Origin of the sequence: Blastococcus capsensis (genome assembly GCF_030165005.1) — a bacterium.
GTDB classification, from domain to species: Bacteria; Actinomycetota; Actinomycetes; order Mycobacteriales; family Geodermatophilaceae; genus Blastococcus; species Blastococcus capsensis.
In genome coordinates this window covers 101532-121335 of sequence record NZ_JASNNW010000004.1, presented here as the reverse complement: position 1 = coordinate 121335, position 19804 = coordinate 101532, and the positions used below count along the sequence as shown (strand labels likewise).

The following is a 19804-nucleotide window of genomic DNA, read 5'->3' as shown; positions in this document are numbered from 1 at the left end:
ACATGATGGTGCTCAAGGGCAACACGAGTCGAGGCTCTCCTCGCACGTGACCGGCATGCCTCGCGGCGCGCAGACTGCCAGTCGCGTTACCACCGGACGAACGTCGGGGTGTACTCGTCCGACTGCACGTTGGGCGTGGCTTCGACGGACCATCCGAGACCCCGGAGGACGTCTGCGGTCTCCTCCTGCGCATCGCGAATGGTGGCCCTGAGCTGGCGATGGCGCCAAAGCTTGCGTCCGCGCTCCACTACATCGAGCCAGCCGTCTTTGCTGTCCACGCCGCACTCCTGGACGAGGAACTGCAACAAGTCCTCTAGGCAGGGACGGAACCGCTCGCCTCCCACAGGAATGTGCAGGGACGATAGATCGTGCGGCTTCCTGACCCGGGCGGGGTCGACCGCATGCGCACGGGCGAGCAGATGCGAGAAGGCACCTCGCTCAGCGTGAACCTGCCAGTGCGAGGTGGGCGCCCTCCCCATATCAGCGCGGTAGTCGAGCCTGATCAGCGGCGTGCGATCAAGTGTGGACTTCACAGCCATGTCTGATCGCACTGTCTTCAAAAAGGTGCCGCTTCTGTCCAGGCTGAGGTACATCGACAGACTCAACGTGGCGAGCGGCTCGGCACCGACGAGAAGAGGGATCCCTTCTCGGCCCTGAGGCCCTACGACGTAACGCTCGAGGTCCGGCGCTCGGCGTGAGATGATCTCGCGCTCACCCGGAAGCACCCCGTCAAGGGTGTCCTGGATCGCCGTCGCGAACTTGGCCGACGCCGCCTCAAGTGAGTCCGCCGGCTCGCCGGCTCTACTCACCTAGCAGGAAAGCGATCTCGTCCAGCTCTTCCTTCACATCGAACTCGTGGCCGGTCAGCGTGCGGGTGTCCGCCAGGGCCTCGAACTCCTCGAGGGACAACCCCAGTTCACCCAGGAGCGCGCGGCGGCGGTCCTCAAGCTCAGCGCGCGTCACCGTGACGACTGGCGACATCTGGACCTCCCACACGTTCTCCACAGCGTTGCGCGACTTACGCACACCGGTTGTCTACAGCCTCCCACCGACAAAACTGCCTCGCAGAGTCATCGGTCCTCACGAGATCGAGTGATACAGCCTGGCAGGAAGCGATAGCCGTCCGGTCGCGCCCGGTCCGGCGGCGCTATCCGACGTCTTCCTAGCCAGCGGTGTCTCATAGTGGGTCGCTCAGGGACACCCAGCCACCGCCCGCTGCATCGGCAGGGCGAACATTGGTGGCCGCAGTACTGACTATGCCTCCCCCTCGGCGACTGCCTTCCGCACCAGGTCGGCCGAGCCGACGATCCCGGCCTGCGCACCCAGCGCCGCGGCGACCACTCGCGGCCCGGGGCGGAATCCGCGGCCGGGGAGCGCGCGCTCCAGCCGCTCACGGGCCGGGCGCAGCACCATCTCGCCCAGCACGCTCACCCCACCGCCGATCACGACGACCTCGGGGTCGAGCACGGCGGCGAGGTCGGCGATCCCCTGCCCGAGCCAGTAGCCCACCTCGGTGACCAGTTCCAGCGCCAGCGGGTCGCCGTCGTAGGCGGCGCGGGCCACGTGCTCTCCGGTGAGCCGGTCCGGTTCGCAGTCCACCCGCTCCAGCAGCAGCGCCGCCGCGGCCGGTGACGTGCGGGCCACCTCGCGCGCCGTCTGCCCCAGAGCGGTCCCGCTGGCGTACTGCTCCCAGCAGCCGCGGTTGCCGCAGGCGCACAGCCGGCCGTCGGGGACCACGCGCATGTGCCCCCACTCCCCCGCGACGCCGTGCGAGCCGCGGCGCAGGCGCCCGTCGAGGACGATGCCGCCCCCGATGCCCGTGCCCAACGTGACCATCAGGGCGAGATCGGCGCCCTGCGCGGCGCCGTAGCGGTACTCCGCCCAGGCCGCGGCGTCGGCGTCGTTCCCCACCCAGAGCGGGCGCTGCAGCCGCGCGCCGAGGTCCTTGCGCAGCGTGGAGTTCCGCCAGGCCAGGTGCGGGCTGAACAGCACGGTGTCGCCGGTGCGGTCGAACCAGCCGGCGGCGCCGACGCCGACCCCGACCAGCTCTCCCGGATACCCGTTCGCCAGCTCATCGACGACGGCGGCGATGGCATCCTCGGTCTCGCTCACCGATGCGCCCGGCGTGGCGCGGCGGGCGGTGGCCAGGATGGTGCCGTCCGGTGCGACCAGCCCGCCCGCGACCTTGGTGCCGCCGATGTCGATGCCGAGCGCCGGCAGCGCCGTCACATCCGGCTCGGTCACGCGATGTCGATCCGCTGGACGCCCGGCTGCTCCTCGGGCCCGTCGTCCTCCGCCGGCGCCGGATCGGCCGGGGGCGCCGCGTCGTGGCCCTCCGCGAAGGTCCGCAGCGCGGCCGCCGTCGTCGCGAGGACGTCGGCCAGCGCCGCGGTCACCTCCGGGCGCTCGCCCCGCAGCACCGCCGCCGTCTGGCAGACCGGGCACCAGCGGCAGTCGCCGCCGTGGTCCCCCTCGGCCGCCACCGGGCGGGGCTCCGCGCCGGCGCGCACGACGTCGAACAGGTGGCGGGCCTGGTCGAGCCAGTCGGCACCGGTGGTCATGTGTTCCTCCCCTCGGCCGCCAGGAGGTCGGCGGGCCACTGCTGCGGATCCGGGCGGAAGCTGATCTCCAGCCGCGCGTCGGCTGTCCCGGGCGAGACCATCCGGCCCCCCGTCACCTCGCACCGGCGCAGCAACGAGTCCAGGCGCAGCGAACGCCGATCCTCCCCCACGCCGATCACGAGGTCGTCGCCCCACCGGGTCAGGCCCACCTCCGTGCGGTCGGCGAAGGGCAGTGCCACGGTCAGCTGCCACCCACCCGGCTGCCGCTGCGGGGTGGCCGGCGGCGGCCCACCGCGCTCGGGGAGGTGCAGCCCGCCGAGGAGCGCCACCGCGTCGGTCACGTCCGACGGCGTGCCGGGCAGTTCGGGAACGACGTGCAGCGGAGCCACCTCCGCGAGCCGGCCCAGCGCCGCCTCCTGCTCGGCGGCCCGGCGCATCCACCACTCCCCCGTCCCGCCTGCGGGGAGCGCCCGGGTGACCAGTGCCGCCGGGCGGAGCCCGTGCAGCGCCAGCACGGACGCCGCCCTCCGGAGCGCGGGAACCGCGGCCTCGCGGGCATCGGCGGTCAGCCATACCGCCGTCGTGGCCGGGTCGGCCAGCCGGTCGGCGGCCAGCAGTCGCTCGGCCGCGGGGACGACGTCCAGCACGGCGTCGAGCGGGCCGCGCCGGGCGCCGCCGGCCGCCACGGCCGCCGTCCGGACCGCCGTCAGCGCCCGCACGGTGGGGGGCAGGGCTTGGCCGAGCCACCAGCGGAGGTCTCCGGGAAGTGCGGCCATCGCGAGTCCGTCGCGCAGCGGCCCGGCGTCGACCACCACCACGTCGGCATCGGCCGTGCCGAGCGCAGCGAGCAGGGCGAGGGCGTCGGCACCCGGCAGGGGCACCACCGAGGTGGCGGGCGGGAGGATCGGGTGCGGCAGCAGAACGCCCAGCGCGTCGGCGTGCGCCCCCCACAGGTCCTGGACGGCGCGGCCGCCCCCCACCCGCTGCGCACGGAGCCTGGGCACCGCGTCGAGCCCGCGCAGCGCAAGGTCCTGCCGTGAGAGCAGCACCGTGCGGCGTCCCTCGAGCGCGGACCTGGCCGCGGCCGCCGCCGCCACGGTCGACGTCCCGGCACCGCCGGGACCGGTGACCAGCAGCGTGCGCACGCGGGTCAGGCCTCGACGCGCTTCTTGAGCTCCTTGAGCGCGGTGTCCAGGATGACCTTCTCCGCCTTGCGCTTGATCATCCCCAGCATCGGGATGGAGAGGTCGATGGTGATCGAGTAGGTCACCTCGGTCCGCCCCCCGGTCCCGACCAGGGTGTAGGAGCCCTCCTGGCGCTTCTGCATCTGCCCGGTGACCAGGGTCCAGGAGACGCGGCGGTCGTCGTCCCAGGTGTACTCGAGGACGTAGTCGTCCTTGACGGCTCCGGCGTCGAGCACGAAGTGCACCCGGCGGGCGCGGCCGTCCGCACCGGTCTCGATGACCTCGACCTTCTTGGCGGCGGCGACCCACTGCGGGTACGCGGGGAAATCAGCGATCACCGCCATGACCTCGGCCGCAGGCGCCTCGACGACGATCGACTGGGTGGACTGGTCCGCCATGGGCAGCAGGCTATCCGCTCCGGGTCCGGTGGACCCTCCTCGGTACAGCGCTGAGCTACTGCCCGGTAGCACGAGCCGCTAGATTGACGCCCGACGTTCCCGTTCCGGGGCCGCGGGCGACGGTGCCGGCGGCCGGCGGGAAGGAGAGGACCGAGCGTGCGCGAGTTCAGCGTTCCAGCGACCTACCAGGTCGGAGCCGACGAGGCCCTGACCGACATGCTCACCACCAACGTCGCCCAGCACGGCAACGAGGTCGGCCTGCGCCGCCAGGTGGACGGCCGGTGGACCGACGTCACCTGGGGACAGTTCGGCGAGGAGGTCCGCGGGGTCGCCAAGGGGCTGATCGCGTCCGGCGTGGCCGCCGGTGACCGGGTCGCGCTGCAGGCCAGGACCCGGTACGAGTGGACGGTCCTCGACTTCGCCATCTGGACCGCCGGCGCGGTCGTCGTCCCCGTCTACGAGACCTCCAGTGCCGATCAGGTCGCCTGGATCCTGGCCGACTCCGGCGCCACCGCCGCCGTCGTGGAGCGCGACGAGCACGCCGAGGCGATCGCCTCGGTGCGCGACCATGCGCCGGAGCTGAAGACCGTGCACGTCATCGACGACGGCGCGATCGACCAGCTGACGGCGGCCGGCGCGGACGTCCCCGACAGCGAGCTGGACGCCCGCCGCGCCACGCTCGGCCCCGAGAGCGTGGCGACGCTGATCTACACCAGCGGCACCACCGGTCGGCCCAAGGGTTGCGAGCTGACCCACGCCAACTTCCTGTTCGAGATCGGCAACGGCATCACGCTGCTGGACCGGTTCATGGGTGTCCAGGGCTCCCTGCTGCTGTTCATCCCGCTGGCACACGTGCTGGCCCGCGTCCTGCAGGTCGGCGCCGTCAAGAACCGCACCGTCATCGGGCACACGCCGGACGTGAAGAACCTGGTCGAGGACCTCGGGGCGTTCAAGCCCTCCTTCGTCCTCGCCGTCCCCCGCGTCTTCGAGAAGGTCTACAACTCCGCCAAGGCCAAGGCGGAGGGCGACGGCAAGGGCAAGATCTTCGACAGAGCGGCCCAGGTGGCCATCGAGTGGTCCCGTGCCCAGGACACCGGCGGTCCCGGGTTGGCGCTGCGCGCTCAGCACGCCCTCTTCGACAAGCTCGTCTACGGCAAGCTCCGTGCGGCGCTCGGTGGCCGCTGCCAGGGCGCCATCTCCGGCGGCGCCCCCCTCGGCGAGCGGCTCGGCCACTTCTACCGGGGCATCGGCGTCACCGTCTTCGAGGGCTACGGCCTGACCGAGACCACCGCCGCCGCGTCGGTCAACCACGACGAGGCACTGCGCATCGGCACCGTCGGGCGCCCGCTGCCCGGCGTGGAGTTCCGGATCGCCGAGGACGGCGAGGTGCTCATCAAGGGCGGCATCGTCATGCGCGGCTACTGGCGCAACGAGGACGCGACGAAGGAGGCCATCGACTCCGAGGGCTTCTTCCACACCGGCGACATCGGTGAGCTGGACGCCGACGGCTTCCTGAAGATCACCGGCCGGAAGAAGGAGATCCTGGTGACGTCGGGCGGCAAGAACGTCGCCCCCGCGGTGCTCGAGGACCGGATCCGGGCCCACCGCCTGGTCAGCCAGTGCATCGTCGTCGGGGATCAGCGCCCGTTCATCGCGGCGCTGGTCACCCTCGACGAGGAGGCGCTCCCGCAGTGGCTGGAGTCCAAGGGCAAGGACGCCGGCCTCACGCCTGCGCAGCTGCGCGAGGACCCCGAGGTGCTCGCCGAGCTCGACGCCGCGGTGAAGGAGGCCAACAAGGCCGTGTCCCAGGCCGAGGCGATCAAGACCTTCACGGTGCTGGGCACCGATTTCACCGAGGACAACGGGATGCTGACGCCGAGCCTGAAGCTCAAGCGGAACGTCGTCATGAAGGAGTTCGGCTCCGAGGTCGAGGCGCTGTACGCGCGCTGAGCGCCGACTCCGTACCAGCAGGCATAGGAACCAATACCTACGTCGGGAGGCCTGCAGACGTAGGTATTGGTTCCTATGCCTGGTCGCGGCCGGGCTCGAGCAGACCCGCGAAGTTCGCCGCGATGGTGGCCCAGGACCAGCGCGCCTCCACCCAGGCGCGCCCGGCCATGCCCATCGCACGGGCGCGCTCCGGCTCGCTCAGCAACCCGCTCAGCGCGTCCGCCACCGCAGCCGGTGACCGCGGGTCGACGACGTGCCCGGTGACGCCGTCCTGGACCGCCTCGGGTGCCCCGCCCGAGGTGCCGGCGACGACCGGACGCCCGCAGGCCGCCGCCTCGAGGAACACCATCCCGAGGCCCTCGACGTCCAGCCCTCCGCGGCGGGTCCGGCAGGGCATGGCGAAGACGTCGCCGGCCGCGTAGTGCTGCGGCAGCTCCTCGTGGCTCACCGGCCCGGTGAGGACGACGGAGTCGCGCAGCCCACGGGCGGCCACCGCGCGGCGCAGGGACGCCTCCGCGGGACCGCCACCGACCAGGAGCAGCCGGGCGCCGGGGTGCCGGGCCAGCACCTGCGCCCAGCCGGCGACGAGCACGTCCTGCCCCTTCCGCGCCACCAGCCGGGAGACGCAGACGACGACCGGGGCCTTACCCAGCCCGTACCGGCCGCGCACGCCGTCGCCGTCGACGTCCGGGGTGAACCGGTCGACGTCGACGCCGGGCGAGAGCTGGGCGAGCCGGGTGTGCTCCCCCAGCGCCGGCGCCAGCCGGTCGCGGGTGTACTCGCTGATGTAGGTCAGCACGTCGAGCTCGGAGGCGATCCGCTGCATCAGCTGCCGGCTCCCCGGCAGGGCCACCCACCCGGTCTCGTGGCCGTGGGTGGCTCCGACGAGACACCGGACGCCGGCCGCCCGCAGCCGCGGGGCCAGCAGGCCGAGCGGCGCGGCCGCGCCGAAGAACGCGGTGTCGCAGCCGAACCGGTCCACCAGCTCGACAGCCGCCCGGGCGGTCGCGCGCGTGGGCAGCAGCATCCCGGTGGGCCGGCGCACCACGCGGTACGGCAGGCCTGCGTCGTGCTCGGCGGATCCCGGTGAGTCCGACGCCAGCACCACCAGGGAGTCCGGCGGACGGCGCTCGAGGAGCGCCGCGACGAACGTCTGGATGCCGCCCTGCCGCGGCGGGAAGTCGTTCGTGACCACGAGGGTGCGGGTCACGGCCCCTCCAGCCGCTGCCAGTCCTCGGCCATGGCGATCCGGTGCGCGGCGGTGGGATGGCTGGCGAAGTACCAGTGCCAGGCCGCCGGCGGATCGGGGTCACCCAGGTTGGTCGCCGCCAGCCGTCGCTGCATGCCGATGAACGCCTCCGCGTCGCCGGTCAGCTCCAGCGCGCGCAGGTCGGCCCGCGCCTCGATCTGCCGGGACACCAGGTTCTGCACGGGGGCGGCCAAGAGCCCGCCCACGCTCACCAGGAGCAGCAACAGGGGCACCACCCGCGGATCGCCGGGCGAGTCGGCGCCGGCCCCGCGCAGCAGCGGCGTCGAGGTGAGCAGCCAGCCGAGCAGTGCGACGGCCGCCGCTGCGCCGAGCGCGCCCATCAGGGTCCCGGTCAGGACGTCGTCGGTGGCCACGTGCCCCAGCTCGTGCGCCACGATCGCCTCGATCTCCTCGTCCGGCAGCTCGGCGAGGACCGTGTCGTAGACGACGATCCGTCGCGTGGAGCCGAAGCCGGAGACGTAGGCGTTCAGCGCCGTGGTCCGCCGGGAGGCGTCGGAGACCAGGACGTCCTGGACCGGCGTGCCGTTCTCCTCCGCCAGGAGGAGCAGGTCGCTGCGCAGCTCGCCGGCCGGGAGTGACTCGAACCGGTTGAACGCGGGCTCGATCACCACCGGGTAGAGGAACGAGCCGATCACCACCAGGGCCGCGGCCACGCCGCCCGCCCAAGCCCACCAGGTGCGCGGGGCCCGGCGGACCAGCCACAGGAACATCAGGACCACGAACGTCGTCAGCACCGCGCCGATGGCCACGGAGACCGCGACATCACGCACCCAGAGTCCCCAGCCGCGGGTGGAGAGGCCGTACCGATGCCGGACGGTCTCCGCGTAGACCGACACCGGCAACGTGACCAGCCGGCCGATGGCGACCAGTACGGGGACCCCCACCAGCACCTGGGTGGACCATCGGCCGCCCAGCGGAGCCGCCACGGCCCGCACCAGCCGCCCACCCAGCGGGGTGAGCCCGAGGACCGCCGAGACCACCAGCCCCAGCACGATCGACACGAGGGATGCCGGCCGGAGCGCGGCGGCGAAGGCCTCCGCGCGCTCGATCCGGTCCGCGCCCAGCCCGGCGGTGGGGTCCGGTTCGGTGTACCCGCCCGGCGGCTCCGGGAGGACGTTCCACGGCGTCCGCACGACGATCACCACGACGACGGCGAGACCGAGGACGGCCGCGGCCACCAGGGCGGCCCGGCGAGCGTTCACCCGGCCGATCCTAGATGCGCCGGCCGACGGCCCCGGATCGGTCGGCTGTCGTTCCCCGGGATGCCGGGGTGCCGCCGGCCCACGCCTCCACGAGCAGAGGCCCGAGGTCGTCGATGCTGGCCCCGCCGGGGGATGACGGATGACGTCCTCCCGATCCGTCGCGACGACGAGGGCCGGTGACCTCCGAAGAGGCCACCGGCCCTGGCGGGTCCCGCGGCTGTCAGCCGGCGATCACACCTGCCGGCTTCCACACCCCGGTCCGCTCCTCGCTCGCTGGCGCTCGCTGCGATGCGGCCCCCTGCAGGGGCCCGCCGCGAGCCTGCGAGCGGTGGGGGGCAGGGGGTGTTTTTCAGCCGGCGATCCGGCGGGCGCTGTTGAAACTGCCCATCGCATCCACGCTGGCCACCTTCACCGGCTGGCCGGAGGTGGAGGCGTGCACCATCTGACCGTTGCCGATGTACATCGCGACGTGGCTGACCGGGCTGTAGAAGAACAGCAGGTCACCCGGCTGCAGCTCGCTGCGCGAGACCGGGACGCCCATCTGCGACTGGGCGCGGCTCGAGTGCGGCAGCATCACGCCGGCCGCGGCGTACGCGTAGGACGTGAGCCCGGAGCAGTCGAAGGCGTTCGGCCCGCCGGCTCCCCAGACGTACGGGTCGCCGAGCTGCGCGAGCGCGGTGTCGACGGCCGCCTGCGCCGCGGAGCTGGGGGCGGTCACGCCACTGGGCGCCGGAAGGCTCTCGCCCCCGTGTGCGCGGGCCACCTCCTGCTGCTGCTGGACGGTGAGCGCGTCGTACTGCCGCTGGTAGTCGGCGACGTTGCGCTCGAGTTCCTGCTGCTTGGCAGCGATCTCGTCGACGACGCGCCGCGCCTCGGCGGTGGCGGCGGCCGCCGTCTCCCGCGACCCGGCGGCCTCCTCGGACGCCTGCTCCACCTCGGTGAGCACCTCGTCGGTGTGCTCCGCGATCGCTTCGAGGGTGCTCAGGGAGGACACCAGCTCGTCGGACGAGTCACTGGTCAGGAGGAGGTCGAGCTGTGACATGCCGCTGCCGGTGTAGGCGCTGCGGGCCAGCCGGCGGATCTGCCCGTCGAGGGCAGCGAGCTGAACCTCCGCGGCGACGACGGCCTCGCCGGCGGTCGTCGCCGCGGCCTGGTGCTCGGCGAGGAGGACGCGCGCATCGTTGAGCTGCTCGGAGACGACCTCGAGCTCGTGGCTTGCCTCGGCCACCCGGGCGGCCGCCTGGTCGGCGGTCCTCGCCTCGTCGGGGACGGCGGACGCTGTGGCCGGCAGCAAGGTCACGGTCACGGCAGCGACGGCGCTGATCAGGAGACCGGAGCGCAGCGGCCCGAAGCGGCGACCACGCGTGGAGGCCACCTGGCGATCGGTGTGGAGCTGTTCGCGGACGTGCATCTGTGGTGCGTGTGGGGTCGCCACGAGCGGCGGCTCTCCGTTCTTCCTCAGCTACCGCCGACCGAGTTAGCTGACGGGTTCGGGCTGGGAAGACTGGCCCTATCCCCTGCGCGCCGGCGAACCGGTGCGCAGGAGAACTCACCCCAGAAGTGCGGTGGGTCCCCGGTACACCTCGGGCGCCGGTCCTGCGCGCTCTCGGTGATTAGGCGGTGTCCGGACGAGGCCATCCCTGACGGATGACGACCACCCGGCCGAACGGAGGGGACCCTAGCGACCGTGACGTTGCTGTGACAACTGGGAAGCACGATGCGGATGTGACGCACAACCCGGGCGACACGGCGCGCCTGCCTCGTACTACGGCATTCCTGGTGTAGAGCGATGGGCACCGGGCGCCCTCGGCATCAGCCCGTGCGTCGGCCGCGTGCGCCCTCGTGCCCCGGCCCGTCGACGTCCTCCCGGTGCCGGAGCGGCGGCACGAGGCCACCGTCGGCGAGCGCCCGGACGGCCCGGCGCTCCACGTCGTCGAACTCCACCACCACGCCCGGTGGCGGGAGCACGACGTCCTCGGCGGTGACCGGTACAGGACCACCGGGGCGCCCGGTCATCGGCACCACGACCGGATCGACCCCCTGCCATCCGGGTGGGGCCCCGAGCAGGACGGTGACCACGCAGTCGGCGCAGCCGGTCCCCCGGGCGGTGCAGGTGTCGCAGTCGATGAGCATCGTTTCTTCTCCTCCGTGACTCGTTCCGCACGGTAGGAGGAGGCACCGACAATTCCGCCGCAGCCGCCGGCACCCGGCCCGCTCAACCGCTGGCATACTCCCGGTGCCACGGCTCCTCGCGGCCGTTGCCGGGATCGGCCCAGGTCGGATGCAGGAATCCGAACCGGCCGGCGTTGGCCACCATCCAGGCGTGCTGTGGTGTGCCGAACGTCTGGATCCCGCCGCAGAGGTCCACCGCCAGTCCCCAGCCGTGGTTGCTGGTCCCCGGCACCGCCGTGAGCGCCGGCTTGTCCCCGTACGACCGCACCTGGCTGGCGTAGGTGCGGTAGGAGTCGGTCATGCAGATGTGGGCGCCCGGTCGGGGGCCGTCGGCCGCCGGCCCCGGCGGCGCGCGTCCCCCCGACTGTCAGCACCCCGACCTAGCGTCCGACCCGTGCCACCCTCCACCGCATCGCCGCGCTACCAGCAGGTCACCATCGAGGAGGTCGGCACCCCGCTCGCGCAGGTCACCTTCGTCGTCGTCGACCTGGAGACCACGGGCGGCTCGCCCAAGGACAGCGCGATCACCGAGATCGGTGCGGTCAAGGTGCGCGGCGGCCAGGTGCTCGGCGAGTTCCAGACACTGGTCGACCCGGGCCACGAGATCCCGTCGTACATCAGCGTGCTCACCGGGATCACCTCCACGATGGTCGCGGCGGCGCCGCGCATCGGTTCGGTCCTGCCGTCCTTCCTCGAGTTCGCGGGCGGCGCGGTGCTGGTCGCGCACAACGCCCCGTTCGACCTGGGTTTCCTCAAGGCCGCCTGTGCGAAGAACGGCCTCGCCTGGCCGGCGTCGGCGTCGGTGGACACCGCCGTCCTCGCCCGCCGGCTGCTCAGCCGTGACGAGGTTCCCAACTGCAAGCTCGCCACGCTCGCCCCGTACTTCTCCGCCACCACCTCGCCGACCCACCGTGCGCTCGACGACGCCCGTGCCACCGTCGACGTGCTGCACGGGCTCTTCGAGCGGCTCGGCCCCCTCGGGGTCACCACGCTCGAGGAGCTCACCGGGCTGACCCGTCAGGTCGACCCCGAGCGCCGGCGCAAGCGGCACCTGGCCGACGGCGTCCCCCACGGCCCCGGCGTCTACCTCTTCCGCGGGCCCCGCGACGAGCCCCTCTACGTCGGCACCTCCACCGACCTGCGCAGCCGGGTCCGCAGCTACTTCACCTCCGGGGAGCAGCGGAGCCGGATCACCGAGATGGTCGCCCTGGCCCAGCGGGTGGACACCATCCCCTGCGCGCACGCCCTCGAGGCGGCCGTCCGCGAGCTCCGGCTGATCGCCGAGCACAAACCCCGGTACAACCGCCGCTCCCGGTTCCCGGAACGGGCCCTGTGGGTCCGGCTCACCGAGGAGCCCTTCCCCCGGCTGTCGGTCGTGCGGCGGGTACGACCCGACGCAGGGGTGTTCCTGGGACCGTTCCCCGACCGTCGGGCGGCCGATGCGGCCGTGTCAGCCGTGCACGAGGCCCTGCCGTTGCGGCAGTGCACCGCGCGACTGTCCCCCCGCGTCCCGATCAGCGCCTGCGCGCTGGCCGGCATGGGGCGCTGCGGTGCCCCGTGCACCGGCGCCCAGTCGGTGCTGGATTACGCCGACGTCGCCGGCGTCTTCGCCGCCGCGGTCACCTCCGACCCGCAGCCGCTGCTCGCCCCGCTGATCGCACGGGTGGACCGGCTCGCCGGCGAGGAACGGTACGAGGACGCCGCCGTGCTGCGCGACCGGATCGCGGTGCTCGTCCGCGCTGTGCGGCGGCGGCAGCGGCTGGCGTCCCTGGCCGCCGTGCCGGAGCTGGTGCTGGCCCGTCCCGACGGCGACGACGGCTGGCAGCTGTCGGTCATCCGGCTGGGACGGCTGGCGGCCGCCGGCAACGCCCCCCGGGGAACCACGGTGCGGAGCGTCCTCCCGGTCCTGCTCGCGACGGCGGAGACGGTGGCCGGGGCGGACGGCGAACGGACCACGTCGGTGGACGAGACCGAGCTCGTGCTGCGCTGGCTGGAGAAGCCGGGCACCCGGCTCGTGCAGCTCACCGGGACGCTGGCCAGTCCCGCGCCCGGTACCGGCGCCTACAGCGGCTTCCTCGCGCGCGTGGAGAGCGGCCGCGACGCCCGCGACCCGTTCGCCGACGGCCGGTCGCTGGGCACCCGCGCCCGCCCGGAACGGATAGCATCCCCGGCGTGATCACCGCCATCGTGATGATCGACGCCAGCACCGACTCGATCGCGGAGGTCGCACAGGCCGTCGCCGAGCTCGACGGGGTCAGCGAGGTCTACTCCGTCGCTGGCGATGCCGATCTGATCGCCATCGTCCGGGTCCGCGAGTTCGAGCAGGTCGCCGAGGTGATCGCCGGCCGCATCAACAAGGTCCCCGGCGTCGTCGACACCGACACGCACATCGCCTTCCGCGCCTACTCGCGGCACGACCTGGAGGCCGCCTTCTCCATCGGCTTCGACAGCGCCGACTGAAGCGGGACCCCCGTCCGCCATCAGCCCCTAGCGGCCCGGCTGACGTCGATCCAGCGGTCCAGCAGCGCTGACGCCCGACCGTCGTCGACGGCGTCGGCCGCCCTGCGCAGCCCATCCGCGAGGGCGTCGTGCAGTCGGGCCGGCCGCTCGTCGAAGGCCACCAGGGCGGCCGCCGCATTGAGCAGCACCGCATCCCGCACCGGCCCGCGCTCGCCGTCCATCACCCGGCGGAACACCTCCGCGTTGACTCGCGCGTCACCACCCCGCAGGGCATCGGGCCCGGGTGCCTCGATGCCCAGGGCCGAGGGGTCCAGGCGCTCGGCCTCGACCGCGCCGTCCCGCACCGTCCACACCGCCGAGGTGGTGGCCGTCGTCAGCTCGTCGAGTCCGTCGTCACCGCGGAAGACCAGCGCACGGGTGCCCCGCGCCGCCAGGACCTCGGCCAGCACCGGCGCCATGCGCTCGTTGGCGCAGCCGATGGCCGCCGCGACCGGCCGGGCAGGGTTGGTCAGCGGACCCAGGAAGTTGAAGACGGTGGCGATCCCCATCTCCCTCCGGGCGGGCCCGGCGTAGCGCATGCCCGGGTGGAACACCGGCGCGAAGAAAAACCCGATACCGGCCTCGTGGACGCACTGCGCCACACCTGTCGCGGGCAGGTCGATGACCACGCCCAGCGCCTCCAGCACGTCCGCGGCGCCCGACGACGAGGACGCAGCGCGGTTGCCGTGCTTGGCCACCGGCGCGCCGGCAGCGGCCGTGACCACCGCGGCCATCGTCGAGATGTTCACGGTGTGAGCTCCGTCGCCGCCGGTGCCCACGATGTCGACGCAGTCCAGCGGCAGCTCGACCGGCGTCGCCTGGGCCAGCATCTCGGTGGCCAGCCCTGCGACCTCCGCCGGAGCCTCGCCCTTGGCGCGCAGGGCCACGGTGAACCCCGCCACCTGGGCCGGCGTCGCCTCGCCGGTCATCACTTCACGCATCGCCCAGCGCGTGTCCTCGGCGGACAGGTCCTGACCGGCCAGGAGACGGTTGAGCAGCCCCGGCCACGACGGCGCGGGGGACGGCGCCGACCGCGTCACGGGCCGACCGCGGCGCGCCGCGCGTGGCTGCGGAGCAGGTCGGCCACCACCCCGGGGGCGACGAGCGGGTCGACGGGGAAGGCGAGGGTCGCCTCGGCGCGCGACCAGTGCGCCAACCAACGGTCGGGCTGCCGGGCGATGAGCATGCAGACAGCCGGCCGATCGGCGACCTCGACCTCCAGCTGCCGGGTCAGCGCGAGGCCACCGGTGGGTTGCGCCTCGCCGTCGAGCACGCACAGGTCGATGCCTCCGGCGTCGACGGCGGCCACCACCTCGTCACCGGACGAGCACTCCACCCAGGTGATCGGCCCCACGTCGACGGCCGGACGCCGGCCCACCGCCGTCCGGACGGCGTCGCGCACCTCGGAACGGTGGCTGTAGAGGAGCACGGTCGCCGGCGCGGCGGAGTTCTCGGCAGCACTCACGTGGCCGAGCCTAGTGCCCAGGGCCGTCGTCGCAGGCCGACACCGGCGAGTCGGTATCAAGCCGGTCACGGTGACGCCACGCCCACCGCACCCGCGGTCGTGACGGGGGCATGCCGGTGCCATGATGAGCCCCGTGACAACGGCCCCCGTCGCGAGCAGCACCTTCGACACATCGCGGGTGCACTCCCTGACCCGACCGAACATGGTCAGCGTCGGCACGATCATCTGGCTCGCCAGCGAGCTGATGTTCTTCGCCGGCCTGTTCGCCATGTACTTCACCGCCCGAGCCCGGGCCGACGCCGAGCTCGGCTGGCCGCCGGAGCCCACCGAGCTGAACCTGCCGTACGCCACGTTCTTCACCGTGATCCTCGTGCTCTCCTCGGTCACCTGCCAGTTCGGTGTCTTCGCGGCGGAGAACGGGAACGTGTACGGCCTGCGCCGCTGGTTCACGATCACCTTCGTGATGGGCCTGGTCTTCGTGCTGGCCCAGGCCAACGAGTACCGAGAGCTGGTCGTGCACGGCACCACCATCGCGTCGTCCACGTACGGCTCGGTGTTCTACATCACGACGGGCTTCCACGCCCTGCACGTCATCGGTGGGCTCGTCGCCTTCGTCTACGTGCTCATCCGCTCCACCATGGGCCGCTTCACGCCGGCGCAGGCGACCTCGGCCATCGTGGTCTCCTATTACTGGCACTTCGTCGACGTCGTGTGGGTCGGGCTCTTCGCCACGATCTACCTGATCCGCTAGGGAACCGGTGTCCACCACGAACCCGCAGTCCGACACCCCGCTCGCCGACGCCGGTACGCCCGTCGACCGGGCGCGCGCACGCCGCCGCTCCAAGCACCGCCGGCGTCTCGCCAACGTCGCGGGCCTCATGGCCTCGCTCGTCCTCACCGGCGCGCTGTACTCCGTGTTCGCCCCGGCCCAGGCCGCGGACGAGACCACGAGCGAGTCCGCCGCCGAAGCAGCCGGGCGCGAGCTGTACGAGCGCAGCTGCATCAGCTGCCACGGCGAGAACCTCGAGGGCGTGCCGAATCGGGGCCCGTCGCTGATCGGTGTCGGCGAGGCCTCGGTCTACTTCCAGGTGCACACCGGGCGCATGCCGCTCGTGCGCCAGGAGGCCGACGCGCCGGACAAGCCCGCGGTCTTCTCCGACGAGGAGATCGACCAGCTGATGGCCTACGTCCAGGCCAACGGCGGCGGCCCCACCCTGCCTTCGGGTGACCTGCGGGGCGGCGACCTGGCCGAGGGCGGTGAGCTCTTCAGGCTCAACTGCGCGTCCTGCCACAACTTCGTGGGTCAGGGCGGCGCACTCTCCTCCGGCAAGGCAGCGCCCAGCCTGCAGGGCTCGAACGATCTGGAGATCTACACCGCGATGCTGACCGGGCCGGAGAACATGCCGGTCTTCGGGGACAACCAGCTGACCCCCGAGGAGAAGCGGTCGATCATCACCTACATCCAGACCATCGACAACATGGCCGACCCGGGCGGTGCCGGCATCGGCCGCATCGGCCCGGTCAGCGAGGGCCTGGTCGTCTGGGTCGTCGGCATCGGCGCCCTCCTGTTCGGCATCTTCTGGATGGGCAGCAAGGCGTGAGCACGCCTGCGAGCTCATCGATCAACACGGCAGCTGCGCGGTCGCTGATCACGACCGCCAGCGAGGAGGAAGCGTGAACACGCGCGACACCCGCCCCGGCTCGGCCGGCGGTGCGGACACCGAAGGGCCGCTGCACGGCGGCCCGGACGAGGACTACACCCCTGAGCAGCTCGCCGCCATGAGGCGCGAGGACCTCGACCTGCTCGGTGCCCGGTACGACGGCGTGGAGGTCCTCCACGTCGACCCGGGCCCCGAGCCGGGCTCGCGCCTCGAGAAGCGGGCGGTCCGCCAGGTCGGCTGGAGCTTCGCCCTCGCCGGCGTCTTCGCCCTGCTGTTCCTGGTCGTGTACATCGGCTCCGGTTGGTTCCTCCCCGAGTGGTCGTGGGCGGAGGACGGCTCTGCCTGGAGTGCCCTGTTCACCCCGCTCCTCGGGCTCTTCATGGGCCTGTCCCTCACCTTGGTGGGTGTCGGCCTGGTGCTCTACACCAAGAAGCTGCTGCCCCACGAGACCGCGGTGCAGGACAAGCACGACGGCTCGCACTTCGACCGCGTCACCACCGGCGCCACGCTGGTGGGTGGCTACCACAACAGCGGTCTCCCCCGGCGGAAGCTGATCACCCGGTCGCTGGGCTTCATGGGCGCGGCCGTCGGCGTCATGCTGCTGGCCCCCCTCGGTGGTCTGATCAAAAACCCGAACACCGGCAACCCGCTGGGCCGTACCTCGTGGGCCGAAGGCATCCGGCTGGTGCGCATCGACGGCTCCCCGGTCCGCCCCGGTGACCAGCTGCCCGGATCGCTGGAGACGGTGTTCCCGGCCGTGCCCGGCGGCAACTTCGAGTCCGACGCCGCCACCATGCTCATCCGGCTGCGGCCCGAGCAGACCGAGGAGGACCGGCCCCGCGAGGGCCAGGCCGACTTCGGCTACGGCGACTACGTCGCCTACTCCAAGATCTGCACGCACGCCGGCTGCCCGGTGTCGCTGTACGAGCAGGAGACCAGCCGACTGCTCTGCCCCTGCCACCAGTCGCAGTTCGACGTCACCCAGGGCGCCAAGCCGATCTTCGGCCCGGCCACCCGCTCGCTGCCGCAGCTCCCGATCGCTGTCGACGACGAAGGCTTCTTCGTCGCCCGCAGCGACTACATTGAGCCTGTTGGTCCGACCTACTGGAACCGGGAGCGCATCTGATGGCAGCTCGCACCGCCACGGCGCCGGGGGCTCCGACCACGAAGCTCGGCAAGGCCGCGCTCGAGATCGACGACCGCCTCATCGTCGCCGGCCCCGTCCGGCGCACGCTCAACAAGGTCTTCCCCGACCACTGGTCGTTCCTGCTCGGGGAGATCGCCCTCTACACCTTCGTCATCCTGCTGCTGTCGGGCACGTACCTCACGTTCTTCTTCCAGGCGTCGATGGTCGAGGTCACCTACGACGGGTCCTACGACCCGCTGCGGGGCCTGGACATGTCGATCGCGTACGCCTCCACGCTGGACATCTCCTTCGACGTCCGTGGCGGGCTCTTCATGCGCCAGCTCCACCACTGGGCGGCCCTGCTGTTCGTGGCCTCGATGGTCGTCCACCTGCTGCGCATCTTCTTCACCGGCGCCTTCCGTCGTCCGCGTGAGACGAACTGGCTGATCGGCGTGGTTCTGCTGATCCTGTCGTTCCTCGAGGGCTTCGCCGGCTACTCGATGCCCGACGACCTACTCTCGGGCACCGGGCTGCGCATCATGTCGGCGATCATCCTGGCCATCCCCGTGATCGGCACCTGGACGCACTGGGCCGTCTTCGGCGGCGACTTCGTCGGTGAACTCATCGTCGGCCGGCTCTACATCGCGCACGTGCTCCTGATCCCGGCGATCATGCTGGCGCTGATCGCGGCGCACCTGCTCATCCTGGTGAAGCAGAAGCACACCCAGTTCCCTGGTCCGGGACGCACCGAGCACAACGTGGTGGGCAACCGCCTCTTCCCGACCTTCGCGGGGAAGGCGACCGGCCTGCTGTTCGTCGTCTTCGGTGTGTGCGCCGCGCTGGGCGGTCTGGTGCAGATCAACCCGGTCTGGCTGTGGGGCCCCTACAACCCGGCGCAGGTCTCGGCCGCGTCGCAGCCCGACTGGTACATCATGTGGCTGGACGGCTCGAGCCGTCTGTTCCCGGCGTGGGACCTCAACCTCCCCGGCGACTACACGATCCCGGCGCTGTTCTGGCCCACGGCCGTGCTCCCCGGCATCGTCTTCACGCTCCTGCTCTTCTATCCGATGATCGAGCGGAAGCTGACCGGCGACACCGCGTCGCACCACCTGCTCCAGCGGCCGCGCGACGTACCGGTACGCACCTCGCTGGGCCTGATGGCCATCACCTTCTACATGGTGCTGTTCATCTCGGGCGGTAACGACGTCGTCGCCGACAAGTTCGACATCAGCCTGAACGCGATGACGTGGGCCGGCCGGATCGGGATGATCGTGCTTCCGCCGATCGCCTACGTGATCACCTACCGGATCTGCCTGGGACTCCAGCAGCACGACCGCGAAGTGCTCGAGCACGGGATCGAGACCGGTGTCATCCGCCGGCTGCCGCACGGGGAGTTCATCGAGGTCCACCAGCCGCTCGGACCGGTGGACGAGCACGGTCACGGCCAGCTCGCGTACGGCGGAGCTCCGGTGCCCAAGCGGATGAACCAGGCCGGCGGTGCGCGTCGGGCCATCCGGGGCTTCTTCTCCCCCGTGGAGGAGCCGACCGTGGTGGAGCTCGAGCAGCAGCGCGAGGGCCGGGGCCTGTCGGCCGGCGAGCGCGGCCGCGAGCTGACCACGTCGGGCCGTCCGTCCGAGGGCGGTCGCCCCTCCGACGGTGGCCGTCCGCAGGATCCGCGCGACTGATCGAGCACGGCACGGAAGGGCCCCGGTGGACATCCGCCGGGGCTCTTCGCCATTCTCCGACCGTGCCGGGACGGGTGGTCGTCCGTCGGCCCACGAGCGACAGCGGAGGGCCCAGCGCGGGTCAGCGGAGGGTCCAGCGCGGGACAGCGGAGGGTCCAGCGCGGGACAGCGGAGGGTCCAGCGCGGGACAGCGGACGGCGGCCCAGTGCACCCGGCCGTGCCCGGCGCCAGGTGCGTCGACGTCACGCCGGCGTGGAGGCCCCACTGCTTGCGGCCCTCCCCGCGTCGCGGCATCACGGCATAGCGGCGCCCGCACACCTCGTACGCACACCTGCGTCTCAGCAGCGGGCTCCGAGATCGTTCCCGGACGCGCACCGACGTCAGACGCCGGGCCGGACCCGCGGGAGTTCCCTCTTCCCGTCGCACCCACCGGTGACGGCGTTCCGGCACGTGCGGCCAGCGCTGGACCGGCACCTGCAGGGACGGCGCACGAGCGCCTGCTCCGTCGGTCCGGCCGGGAAGCCGGACGCCCGCGGTCCCACGCCGCAGGGATCCGTTCCGGGCCGCGTCACGGTCCGTCTCCCTCCGAGCCGGTCCGCTTCGGCGCCGACGGTCAGGTCAGGGCAGGCCT

Annotated in this window: 20 protein-coding genes and 1 riboswitch; of the genes, 7 read left to right on the top strand and 13 right to left on the bottom strand. The window is 72.4% G+C overall.

Annotated elements, in window-relative coordinates; genetic code table 11:
• Positions 1 to 86: 86 nt before the first annotated feature.
• From QOZ86_RS05370 to QOZ86_RS05345, 6 genes are all read right to left on the bottom strand, one after another.
• The gene (locus QOZ86_RS05370) at positions 87 to 809 is read right to left on the bottom strand and encodes a hypothetical protein (protein ID WP_284490931.1); all 723 of its coding nucleotides are present in this window, start codon (positions 807 to 809) and stop codon (positions 87 to 89) included.
• A complete protein-coding gene (locus tag QOZ86_RS05365) occupies positions 802 to 981 on the bottom strand; it encodes a hypothetical protein (protein ID WP_284490930.1) in 180 nt (59 codons plus the stop codon). The genes QOZ86_RS05370 and QOZ86_RS05365 overlap by 8 nt, the downstream gene beginning before the upstream one ends.
• Positions 982 to 1254: 273 nt before the next feature.
• Positions 1255 to 2244 (bottom strand): ROK family glucokinase, encoded by a 990-nt coding sequence (locus tag QOZ86_RS05360; RefSeq protein ID WP_284490929.1) that lies wholly within the window; start codon positions 2242 to 2244, stop codon positions 1255 to 1257.
• Positions 2241 to 2561: a hypothetical protein gene (locus tag QOZ86_RS05355; protein ID WP_284490928.1), complete on the bottom strand. Its 321-nt coding sequence runs from the start codon at positions 2559 to 2561 to the stop codon at positions 2241 to 2243. Before QOZ86_RS05355 ends, QOZ86_RS05360 begins: the two co-directional genes overlap by 4 nt.
• A complete protein-coding gene (locus tag QOZ86_RS05350) occupies positions 2558 to 3706 on the bottom strand; it encodes an ArsA family ATPase (RefSeq protein ID WP_284490927.1) in 1149 nt (382 codons plus the stop codon). Before QOZ86_RS05350 ends, QOZ86_RS05355 begins: the two co-directional genes overlap by 4 nt.
• A gap of 5 nt (positions 3707 to 3711) precedes the next feature.
• Positions 3712 to 4143: an SRPBCC family protein gene (locus QOZ86_RS05345; protein ID WP_284490926.1), complete on the bottom strand. Its 432-nt coding sequence runs from the start codon at positions 4141 to 4143 to the stop codon at positions 3712 to 3714.
• A gap of 156 nt (positions 4144 to 4299) precedes the next feature.
• On the opposite strand from QOZ86_RS05345, the gene QOZ86_RS05340 reads away from it, so the two are divergent.
• The gene (locus QOZ86_RS05340) at positions 4300 to 6093 is read left to right on the top strand and encodes an AMP-dependent synthetase/ligase (protein ID WP_284490925.1); all 1794 of its coding nucleotides are present in this window, start codon (positions 4300 to 4302) and stop codon (positions 6091 to 6093) included.
• A 73-nt stretch (positions 6094 to 6166) separates the two neighbouring features.
• Here the strand turns inward: QOZ86_RS05340 and QOZ86_RS05335 are convergent, their stop codons facing one another.
• The 5 genes from QOZ86_RS05335 to QOZ86_RS05315 all read right to left on the bottom strand — a co-directional run bounded on the left by QOZ86_RS05335 (position 6167) and on the right by QOZ86_RS05315 (position 11038).
• Entirely contained in the window at positions 6167 to 7303 is a 1137-nt protein-coding gene (locus tag QOZ86_RS05335) for a glycosyltransferase family 4 protein (RefSeq protein ID WP_284490924.1), read from the bottom strand.
• Positions 7300 to 8565, bottom strand: a complete 1266-nt coding sequence (locus tag QOZ86_RS05330; RefSeq protein WP_284490923.1) for a M48 family metallopeptidase — start codon at positions 8563 to 8565, stop codon at positions 7300 to 7302. Before QOZ86_RS05330 ends, QOZ86_RS05335 begins: the two co-directional genes overlap by 4 nt.
• 349 nt (positions 8566 to 8914) lie before the next feature.
• Positions 8915 to 9976: a C40 family peptidase gene (locus QOZ86_RS05325; protein WP_284490922.1), complete on the bottom strand. Its 1062-nt coding sequence runs from the start codon at positions 9974 to 9976 to the stop codon at positions 8915 to 8917.
• 40 nt (positions 9977 to 10016) lie between these two features.
• A riboswitch (cyclic di-AMP (ydaO/yuaA leader) is annotated at positions 10017 to 10195 on the bottom strand.
• A 182-nt stretch (positions 10196 to 10377) separates the two neighbouring features.
• On the bottom strand, positions 10378 to 10698 hold the full coding sequence (locus QOZ86_RS05320; protein WP_348637947.1) for a hypothetical protein: 321 nt from the start codon (positions 10696 to 10698) through the stop codon (positions 10378 to 10380).
• A gap of 82 nt (positions 10699 to 10780) precedes the next feature.
• Complete coding sequence (locus QOZ86_RS05315; RefSeq protein WP_284490921.1) at positions 10781 to 11038, bottom strand: M15 family metallopeptidase; 258 nt, start codon at positions 11036 to 11038, stop codon at positions 10781 to 10783.
• A 93-nt stretch (positions 11039 to 11131) separates the two neighbouring features.
• On the opposite strand from QOZ86_RS05315, the gene QOZ86_RS05310 reads away from it, so the two are divergent.
• Together QOZ86_RS05310 and QOZ86_RS05305 are read left to right on the top strand one after the other, a co-directional pair.
• Positions 11132 to 12913 carry a DEDD exonuclease domain-containing protein gene (locus QOZ86_RS05310; RefSeq protein WP_284490920.1) on the top strand — a complete coding sequence of 594 codons (1782 nt, stop codon included), beginning with the start codon at positions 11132 to 11134 and terminating at the stop codon, positions 12911 to 12913.
• The gene (locus QOZ86_RS05305) at positions 12910 to 13197 is read left to right on the top strand and encodes an Lrp/AsnC family transcriptional regulator (protein WP_284490919.1); all 288 of its coding nucleotides are present in this window, start codon (positions 12910 to 12912) and stop codon (positions 13195 to 13197) included. Before QOZ86_RS05310 ends, QOZ86_RS05305 begins: the two co-directional genes overlap by 4 nt.
• A gap of 20 nt (positions 13198 to 13217) precedes the next feature.
• On the opposite strand, the gene trpD is transcribed toward QOZ86_RS05305, so the two are convergent.
• Both trpD and QOZ86_RS05295 read right to left on the bottom strand, forming a co-directional pair.
• Positions 13218 to 14276: an anthranilate phosphoribosyltransferase gene (gene trpD / locus QOZ86_RS05300; protein WP_284490918.1), complete on the bottom strand. Its 1059-nt coding sequence runs from the start codon at positions 14274 to 14276 to the stop codon at positions 13218 to 13220.
• Positions 14273 to 14701: a response regulator gene (locus QOZ86_RS05295; protein ID WP_284490917.1), complete on the bottom strand. Its 429-nt coding sequence runs from the start codon at positions 14699 to 14701 to the stop codon at positions 14273 to 14275. Before QOZ86_RS05295 ends, trpD begins: the two co-directional genes overlap by 4 nt.
• 133 nt (positions 14702 to 14834) lie before the next feature.
• Between QOZ86_RS05295 and ctaE the strand changes: the two genes are divergently transcribed.
• From ctaE to qcrB, 4 genes are all read left to right on the top strand, one after another.
• Positions 14835 to 15452: an aa3-type cytochrome oxidase subunit III gene (gene ctaE, locus QOZ86_RS05290; protein WP_284490916.1), complete on the top strand. Its 618-nt coding sequence runs from the start codon at positions 14835 to 14837 to the stop codon at positions 15450 to 15452.
• 7 nt (positions 15453 to 15459) lie between these two features.
• Positions 15460 to 16302, top strand: coding sequence for a cytochrome bc1 complex diheme cytochrome c subunit (qcrC, locus tag QOZ86_RS05285; RefSeq protein ID WP_284490915.1), 843 nt, complete (start codon positions 15460 to 15462; stop codon positions 16300 to 16302).
• A gap of 73 nt (positions 16303 to 16375) precedes the next feature.
• Positions 16376 to 17488: a cytochrome bc1 complex Rieske iron-sulfur subunit gene (gene qcrA / locus QOZ86_RS05280; protein ID WP_284490914.1), complete on the top strand. Its 1113-nt coding sequence runs from the start codon at positions 16376 to 16378 to the stop codon at positions 17486 to 17488.
• Positions 17488 to 19173 carry a cytochrome bc1 complex cytochrome b subunit gene (gene qcrB, locus QOZ86_RS05275; protein ID WP_284490913.1) on the top strand — a complete coding sequence of 562 codons (1686 nt, stop codon included), beginning with the start codon at positions 17488 to 17490 and terminating at the stop codon, positions 19171 to 19173. Before qcrA ends, qcrB begins: the two co-directional genes overlap by 1 nt.
• Positions 19174 to 19804: the final 631 nt, after the last annotated feature.

Excerpts from the sequence above, each read along its gene's own strand:
- qcrB (WP_284490913.1), top strand. The coding sequence starts at position 17,488 with ATGGCAGCTCGCACCGCCACGGCGCCGGGGGCTCCGACCACGAAGCTC.
- QOZ86_RS05365 (WP_284490930.1), bottom strand. The coding sequence starts at position 981 with ATGTCGCCAGTCGTCACGGTGACGCGCGCTGAGCTTGAGGACCGCCGC.
- QOZ86_RS05355 (WP_284490928.1), bottom strand. The coding sequence starts at position 2,561 with ATGACCACCGGTGCCGACTGGCTCGACCAGGCCCGCCACCTGTTCGAC.
- QOZ86_RS05325 (WP_284490922.1), bottom strand. The coding sequence starts at position 9,976 with ATGCACGTCCGCGAACAGCTCCACACCGATCGCCAGGTGGCCTCCACG.
- QOZ86_RS05345 (WP_284490926.1), bottom strand. The coding sequence starts at position 4,143 with ATGGCGGACCAGTCCACCCAGTCGATCGTCGTCGAGGCGCCTGCGGCC.
- QOZ86_RS05315 (WP_284490921.1), bottom strand. The coding sequence starts at position 11,038 with ATGACCGACTCCTACCGCACCTACGCCAGCCAGGTGCGGTCGTACGGG.
- QOZ86_RS05320 (WP_348637947.1), bottom strand. The coding sequence starts at position 10,698 with ATGCTCATCGACTGCGACACCTGCACCGCCCGGGGGACCGGCTGCGCC.